The sequence below is a fragment of the Candidatus Cloacimonadota bacterium genome (genome assembly GCA_020532355.1).
GTDB lineage: Bacteria > Cloacimonadota > Cloacimonadia > Cloacimonadales > Cloacimonadaceae > UBA5456.
In genome coordinates this window covers 1-7,785 of sequence record JAJBBD010000073.1, presented here as the reverse complement: position 1 = coordinate 7,785, position 7,785 = coordinate 1, and the positions used below count along the sequence as shown (strand labels likewise).

Genomic DNA, 7,785 nt, shown 5'->3' with positions numbered 1-7,785 from the left:
TGCCAAATGAGCTTTTAAGATTTCGCCTACAGTGAATAAAGAACCACCTCCAACCACGATGCCATCGGTTCCGGCATCTTTCACGGCAGCACAATAAGCTTGGGCGACTGAATCATACGCACGCGCAGGAATGCCATAGTGTGAAATTTGTTGTATCTGGTCATCTGTAGTAGCGGCACGGTCACTCTTGTTTTGTGCTACATAGAAACACTCCGCTTGGGAGCTGAACAGGCTGATCATTTGTGCGTAATCCTTATCTGCCAAAATAGAAACTACAAAGCGAATTTTACGTTGCGGATACACTTTATTCAGAGTATTCATAAGTGCTTTTACACCATGCACATTATGAGCACCATCCACAATAATATCAGGTCGGTGCGAAAGAACTTGCATGCGTCCAGCCCAGTTGATGTTCTGCATGGCAGAGTACACTTTTTGTAAATCAACCCTATACTTATGCTGCTCACAATAGAGAATATAAGCTGTAAGCGCAAGCCCTAAATTGGCTGCCTGATGCTCACCCATCAAATTACTTTTAATCCTCGGAATAATATATCCCCTAAAAGAATAATCGAAACAGATGCCGATTGTATCGTCCGAGACCATTTCTACTTTCCATTCCTTACCATATCTGTAAACAGGTGCGGCTTTAGCGCATGCTTTTTCTTCAATAACATGTAATGGAGCATCTTCAATATCTCCAAGCACTAGTGGGACATGAGCCTTGATAATACCCGCTTTTTCGCTTGCTATGATGTTTAAATTGTTGCCTAAGGTTTTAGTGTGATCCAAGCCGATAGTACTTATAGCCGCAACATCAGGTACAAATAGATTAGTGGCATCCAATCTGCCGCCCAAGCCAACTTCAATTATGGAGATATCTAGCTTATTGCGGGCAAAAAGGATAAATGCTATGGCTGTAGTTATCTCGAAAAAACTGGCTTCCCATTTATTAAAAAGAGGTTCGAACTCGTGAAATACTTCTAAAATAGATTGAATATCTGCTTGTTTGCCGTTAAGACGAAAACGTTCGGTATAGTCAATCAAATGAGGAGAAGTATTAAGCCCCGTTTTGAAGCCATGAGCCAACGCCAATGCTTCCAGTGCGGCGCAAATACTCCCCTTTCCGTTTGTGCCCGCCACATGAAAACCGCTTAGTGCTTGCTGCGGCGAATTCATGTCGTTCAAAAGCCCTTCCATCCTATCCAGCTCCAGTTTAACGTTGCCAGAATAGCGTTGATATATGTGGTCTATAAATTCTTGATACTGCATTGTTCCTCAATTGTGCATATAGATTGTTTTAATATAACCTCAAACCCTAACAAAATAACACAGTGGATGCCCTCGCACCTTGGGTTAAGAACAATTATCCGATAGCACTTCCAAATTTGATAGCGGGTGCAATAACTACACCCGCTAGCTAATATATTATTCTACAATTAGTTAATGTTTGCAGTCAAGCCAAAGTTTTCGGGAAAGAGCATGGCTCTAAGAGCAGTATTATCGGCTTTACGCTTGGCAAAGGCATCGGGATCGGTATCCCAAATCTCGATGTACTTCTCTATCATTTCTTTCTTTTTGCTACCGTTATTACCAGTTTCCGTATCGATATAATCAATATCTTCGATCATATAGTTTTGCAACTGGGTTGGCTCCATGTTTTCATAAAATATTTTGGGTATAAAGTGTTTTGGGTATTGATGCAGATTGGGGCAGTATACAATTACACCATAGTTATGTTTAATCTCGTCTCCAATCTGATCTGCCACATACTTACCAAACACAACGTATTCCTGTTTTTGGCGTGCAGTTTCGGGGCAGTAGGAGGCAGAACCAAGATAGTAACTGCTATTATCTGTGGCTTTGCGGGTAGTTCTAAGAGTGTTTAGATCTCCCTTAAAATCAGCATTTGTATCTCTAAGGTAGTCTGTGGTTGCCACCCAGATTTCTTTCATATTGTTGATGCAGTCTTCCACGTTTTGTTCTTTGTCCAGATTATAGAAATTCGGGATTGCCAACACGAATATAAGTGCGGCAAAAAGAATTATACTAAGGACAGTATATACCGAGATTCCGTTTTGGTTACGCAGCATTTTACGCTCCTATTGATTTCTGAATGATAAGCAAATTGGAAAGCCATAATTCGTCAAGCCTTTTTTCGGTCTGGCAGAATTTTACCAATGTAGTTCCAAGTTTCTGGAATATCTCTGAAGGTATCCCGATAATTCTTGTGAGGATCAATTGTTAAGTTTTTCACACGCCGAGATACGTTTGATTCTCCCCAATTATAGGCAGCAAGCACTAAGCTCCAGTTTCCGTTATATTTGTTCTTCAAATAGTTAAGATAGCAGGCAGAAAGCCGCAAATTATATACGGGTACAAACAGCAATCCGCGTTTATGCTCTTTATTCACATAAAGTGCCGTAGATTCTTTCATCTGACCCAAACCAATGGCAGACTTTGGCGAGATAGCAAAGCTACGAAAACTGCTCTCAGTGCGAATTAGTCTGTAAAATACCGCTGGATCGATGCGATACCAAACCGCCACTCCCACCGTCATGATTCTAATTGAAACCGGATTGTAAGTGAGAATTATCGCCAGTAGTAGGATTGTTACCAAACATACGCCGATATTCTTCTTTTTACGTTTCGCCATATACTCGACTTATTATGATTGCGCCGATTATTTCGTAAGGGTTTTTTTATAATCGCTCAGCTTAAGCACGTGAGACACTTCTTCGTTGATTATTCTGCGTAATACCTTATTAGTGTTGGGATTGGATATACCGTCCTTGATAGCGTGAAAATACAGCAACGTGTCTTTTTCAAATGAGATGGCAAAATCGATAATTTCCAGCAGATCCTTAGCGCCAGTAGCCTTTTTGATGGCAGAATCTTCGCTGTTAAAGATGCGGCTATCTACGATTGTTTTCAGGTATTCGGATACCAGTTCCCAATCTGCTGAAAGTTCAAGATCCTGCATTTCGGCTTCCCCGCGTAAGGAAAGGAAGGTTTTTTCGTGATTCAACTCTTCATCTCGCAAAAATTCAATGAATTCTTTCGCCTTAGGCTCCAAATCTTTACGCTTGCTGGCCTCATGATAAAAGGCATAGCCGTTTTTCTCGATTTGAACGGCAAACTCGATTACTTCATTGATGGAATATGTAAGCATAGTATCCTCCTTCAGGATGTATATTTAGTTCTTTTTACTAAGTTTGAACATACCATTGCACTTGTCAATGAAAAAAAGACTTGCGAAATGTCTTGACGAAATAAGCCCCTTCTTTTGAACATTATTTACAATATCTTACATGCTTGTTTTCGTAATGTAGATGGATACTTTGGAACGAAGGATATTTATGAAACACTTGAAATATTTCCTGATTGAATATGGCTTTTGGCTTTATCTGCTGGCTTGTGTTGCTTGGATGTTTCTACGTATGGCTGCTATATCTGTACCAATAAGTTTAATTCTTTTGATGCCCATTATACCGGCAATTGTCTTGCCTTTAATGCAAGCAGCTTTGGCTCAGAAGATCTTGGGCGAATTAGGTGTACGGAAGTTTTGGAAATATGAAGCCGGTTTTGCCATTTTGCTTTCTTTTGTAATGGCGTGGATAATGGTAGAAGTGCAACCCAAGGCTTTTTTTACGCAGATTTCCAATACATCATCCATCCTCAGCGGCATCTTTCGACCCAATACAGCTAAGATGGTGCCAATGCTGGCTGCTTTAGTAGAGACCATATATCTGGCATTGATGGCTACAGTTTTAGCAATCCCGTTTGCCTTTGTGCTTTCTTTTTTTGCTGCCAAAAACCTAATGTTTGAAAGTGTTCCGGGCAAAATAGCTTATGTGTTTATCCGTACGCTTTCCACTGTTTTCCGCTCCATTGAAGCCATAGTTTGGGCAATCATCTTTGTTGTTTGGGTAGGTATTGGACCTTTTGCCGGTATGCTGGCTTTATGGATTCATTCCATTGCTGCATTGGTAAAGCTTTATAGTGAACAGATCGAAAATATCGATCCCGGTCCCGTAGAAGCCATCAAAGCCACAGGCGCTTCCACGCTTCAAGTGTGGCGCTATGCTGTTGCGCCTCAAATTCTTGCTCCCTATCTGGCGTTTACAATCTACCGTTGGGATATCAATGTACGTATGGCAACCATTGTCGGTTTTGTTGGTGGTGGAGGCATTGGCTTGGCATTATATCAGGAGCAGCAAATGCTGGCTTGGCGCAATGTGGGTCTCATTATGTGGCTTATTGCCCTTGTAGTATGGATTATGGATATGTTCAGCGGTTACATCCGCGAAAAACTAATTTCAAATTGAGGCAGGTAATACTATGCAATACAATCCCGTAGAACTAATAATTAAAAAAAGAGATGGTTACGAGCTTAGCTACGATGAAATAGGCTTTTTTATTACTAATTATCTTAGTGGAAACATCCCTGAATACCAAATGTCTGCGCTATTGATGTGTTTTTATTTTCAAGGCGCCATGCCCAAAGAGATTTCTGCTCTTACGCAGAGTTATATTGATAGCGGAAAGCGTATTGAATTTGATGCCGCTTTACCCGTTGCAGATAAACACTCAACTGGAGGAGTGGGGGATAAACTTAGCCTGATGCTGGCTCCCATCGCAGCCGCTTTGGGTTTATATGTGCCCATGATTTCGGGACGCGGCTTAGGGCATACTGGCGGCACTTTGGACAAACTGGAGGCTATTCCCGGATTTAACACTCAATTCAGCATGGAAGATTTTAAGAAATTGGTACTCACTCATGGTTATGCCTTAGTGGGGCAATCTTCAGCGATGGTTCCGGCAGATAAACGCATTTACGCATTAAGAGATGTAACCGCCACAGTGGAAAGTGCAGCTCTAATTACTGCCAGCATTATGAGTAAAAAGATCGCCGAAGGAACCAAGTATTTGGTAATAGACCTCAAAATTGGCTCCGGTGCCTTTATGCCCAACCTTAAACGTGCTCGCGAGTTGGCAGAGCATCTTAAAACTACGGGAGAAAGTTTTGGGCAAAAAGTAGCCGTTGTATTCTCAAACATGAATTCGCCCTTAGGTGAGGCAGTCGGCAACGCACTTGAAACCATTGAAGCTATCGAATACCTTAAAGGCAATTATTTGCCAGACACCTATGAAATTACCACCGCTCTTATTAGCGAAATGTTGATGATGGCAGGAAAAGCCAAAGATTTCAGCCAAGCAGAAACGATGATCCAAAAAGTGCTTGAAGATGGCTCTGCTTTAGCAAAATTTGGCACCATAATAGCAGCTCAGGGTGGCAATACTAAGGTTATTGAAGACTACAGTCTCTTTCCCACTGCCAAATTCAAACTCCCTCTCGTTGCCCCCACAAGTGGATATATTCATGATATTGATTCTCGCGCCATCGGCTACGCTTTGGTACGCATCAAAGCCGGTAGAATGAAAACCTCAGATACTTTGGATTACGCTGCCGGAGCAATGCTCAAACCGAAAATTGGCGATTATTTAGAAGCCGGAGAATATATTGGCGAGCTATATTGTAACGATAATAGCAAAGGCAGCGAGGTAGCCGATTTGATCTGTAAGGCATATACCATTATGCCGGAAAAGAAAGAAAAGGAAAAACTGATTTTCGATATTCTACGATAGCCTTTGACCCATTGTATCTAATCTGATCATTAAGGCAAAAAGCTCAATCTAAAAAAAATGCCCTCCGAAAGAAGGCAAAAATTATGGCTCCGGAAGAGGGATTCGAACCCCCGACCTAGTGGTTAACAGCCACCCGCTCTACCGCTGAGCTATTCCGGAACACCGTTGGAGCAATCTCCAAGAGGGTCATTTTTTTGTCAATACTTTTTTTGTTTCACATGCAAACTCCATAAGATATGCAATCTATACCTAAAACCGTACTAAAAGCCAGCATAACATAAACCCAGATAAGGCTATGGAGTTCAATCCCCCTGCCCTATCTATCACCATTGCTAATAGTTAGGAGGGGGATTGGACTTCATAACCGGGATTAGTCCACCCACACAATCCTACAATGCCACCGGGCTGTCCATTTGCGGTAACGGAAGCGTGACTGTAGCTGTTGATGATATAGCCCCAGGTAAGGGCTCCCACTAAGCCGCCCATATTAACATTACCTCTAATAAGACCATTACTTCCACAGTTGCTGACAATTCCCTTCTGGGCTTCTGTACTGTATATTACTCCAACTAACGCTCCACCATATTCGGTTTGGCACGTAACATTCATGTCTGCAAAACTACGCTGCAAAAAGCCAGAATCCAATACTCCCGTAATTCCCCCAGCTAAGCTTTTGGCCAGCACAATACCATCGATCTCGAATTTATCCAAGCTGCCTCGTAAAGTATACCCAGAAATACCGCCACAATAGTTTTCACCTATTATGTGAAAGTTTTGCAGCTTAAGATTTTGAATTGTTGCAGCTTCGGTATATCCAAAAAGTCCCAAATACCCAACATTGGTGCGGTTGATGGTAAGCTTGTCGATTGTATGACTATTACCATTAAAGCTGCCTGTAAACCGTTCCTCTGCATTTCCAATTGGTTGCCAGCCTCTGCCATAATCCCAAAAAGCTGAGCTCTCAAGATCTATATCTGCCATTAAAGCGTAATGCGCCGAAAGATCAAGCCGCATGGCATTAAGCTCGTCAACAGAATAGATCAGATAAGGGTCTGCAGGCGTTCCCTGCCCTTCAAGGTCATCCAAACTAATGCTATTTAGTTCGGTAAGATCATCCGGAATTAGCAACTGAGGATAATCAAGATTTTCTTGAATGCTCCACATACTTGTAAAGTTCCAAAATTCATACGTGCTGCGTTGTTGCATCTCTGCTGTTGTTTTTCCAAGGGCAGAGCCGGCATCTGTGCTTATGCCAGAGCTTTGTACATCCCAATAACATTCACGGTGATATGAATTGCCACCCCAGCCGGAAAAGCCCCCCACAGAACTGCTGCTTACAACTGCTCCGGTGCTGTAACAAAAGCTTATATGTGTATAGGAATCTTGCCATCCGGAGGTCCCGATAAAACCTCCTACCCGATCATAACCAGTTGTTGACACTTGTGCGAAGCTGTTCATTATTGTAGAATTGTTACTAAAACCAATTAATCCACCAACATTGTAAGTACCGCTAACCGTTCCCGTAGCAGAGCAATGACTAATTATTGACTAATCTTTCCTACACCTAAGTGCTTGATAAATGGTGTATAGTTTTAGCGAAAGTGTGATATATCTCATTATGGGGCATTACGATAGCCTTTCCAGGTAGTTATGGATTTATCCATCTCTTCTATTTCGTCTTCATACCAGTGACTGTGCATGAAATGCTTCATCACGAGGTCATATTCGTTCAGGAGCTGCGCCAGGTCACTGTATCCAAGTGATAATGCATACTGAAGCAAGCGTTTCGCATTGTTGATGAAGACAAGGGAGCACAAGATATCCAGCCAGTTATCTTCAATTTCGGAATAGAATTCAATCAGTAGTTGTTCGGTGCTTTTGGATGGATAGTCATACTTCATTGAGCAGAACATGACGTAGAAGACACATCTGATGGTCAGGTCTGCGATTTGTGGAGCATACTTGGAAGACTTGCTCTGATCATAACCAAAGTGCTGTTTGAGGTCTTTGAATACGACCTCTATAGACCAGCGGCGCAGGTATATGCTGAGAATCTCCATTTCTCCCAGGTTCACTTCTGTGCAAATCAGTGCTTTGTATCTCTTATGCTGCGGATACTTGAAGAAACACATCCTG

At 42.1% G+C, this 7,785-nt stretch carries 8 protein-coding genes and 1 tRNA gene; 2 read left to right on the top strand and 7 right to left on the bottom strand.

The features are described from left to right. The 4 genes from LHW48_02450 to LHW48_02435 form a co-directional block, all read right to left on the bottom strand. A partial coding sequence (locus LHW48_02450) for a bifunctional folylpolyglutamate synthase/dihydrofolate synthase (GenBank protein ID MCB5259320.1) occupies nt 1–1,272 on the bottom strand: 1,272 nt, incomplete at its 3' end. A gap of 167 nt (nt 1,273–1,439) precedes the next feature. Continuing rightward, a complete protein-coding gene (locus LHW48_02445) occupies nt 1,440–2,093 on the bottom strand; it encodes a hypothetical protein (GenBank protein MCB5259319.1) in 654 nt (217 codons plus the stop codon). A 53-nt stretch (nt 2,094–2,146) separates the two neighbouring features. After that, entirely contained in the window at nt 2,147–2,656 is a 510-nt protein-coding gene (locus LHW48_02440; GenBank protein ID MCB5259318.1) for a transglycosylase SLT domain-containing protein, read from the bottom strand. A gap of 27 nt (nt 2,657–2,683) precedes the next feature. Next, complete coding sequence (locus tag LHW48_02435) at nt 2,684–3,172, bottom strand: ferritin family protein (GenBank protein ID MCB5259317.1); 489 nt, start codon at nt 3,170–3,172, stop codon at nt 2,684–2,686. 187 nt (nt 3,173–3,359) lie between these two features. Between LHW48_02435 and phnE the strand changes: the two genes are divergently transcribed. Together phnE and LHW48_02425 are read left to right on the top strand one after the other, a co-directional pair. Then, nucleotides 3,360–4,328, top strand: coding sequence for a phosphonate ABC transporter, permease protein PhnE (phnE, locus tag LHW48_02430; protein MCB5259316.1), 969 nt, complete (start codon nt 3,360–3,362; stop codon nt 4,326–4,328). Nucleotides 4,329–4,341: 13 nt separating this feature from the next. Beyond that, entirely contained in the window at nt 4,342–5,649 is a 1,308-nt protein-coding gene (locus tag LHW48_02425) for a thymidine phosphorylase (protein MCB5259315.1), read from the top strand. Nucleotides 5,650–5,733: 84 nt separating this feature from the next. Here LHW48_02425 and LHW48_02420 read toward each other — a convergent pair. The 3 genes from LHW48_02420 to LHW48_02410 form a co-directional block, all read right to left on the bottom strand. After that, nucleotides 5,734–5,808: transfer RNA gene (locus tag LHW48_02420), tRNA-Asn, on the bottom strand. A 180-nt stretch (nt 5,809–5,988) separates the two neighbouring features. After that, a complete protein-coding gene (locus LHW48_02415) occupies nt 5,989–7,107 on the bottom strand; it encodes a hypothetical protein (GenBank protein MCB5259314.1) in 1,119 nt (372 codons plus the stop codon). A gap of 158 nt (nt 7,108–7,265) precedes the next feature. After that, nucleotides 7,266–7,785 (bottom strand): transposase (locus LHW48_02410; GenBank protein MCB5259313.1); only part of this gene is annotated, 520 nt, incomplete at its 5' end.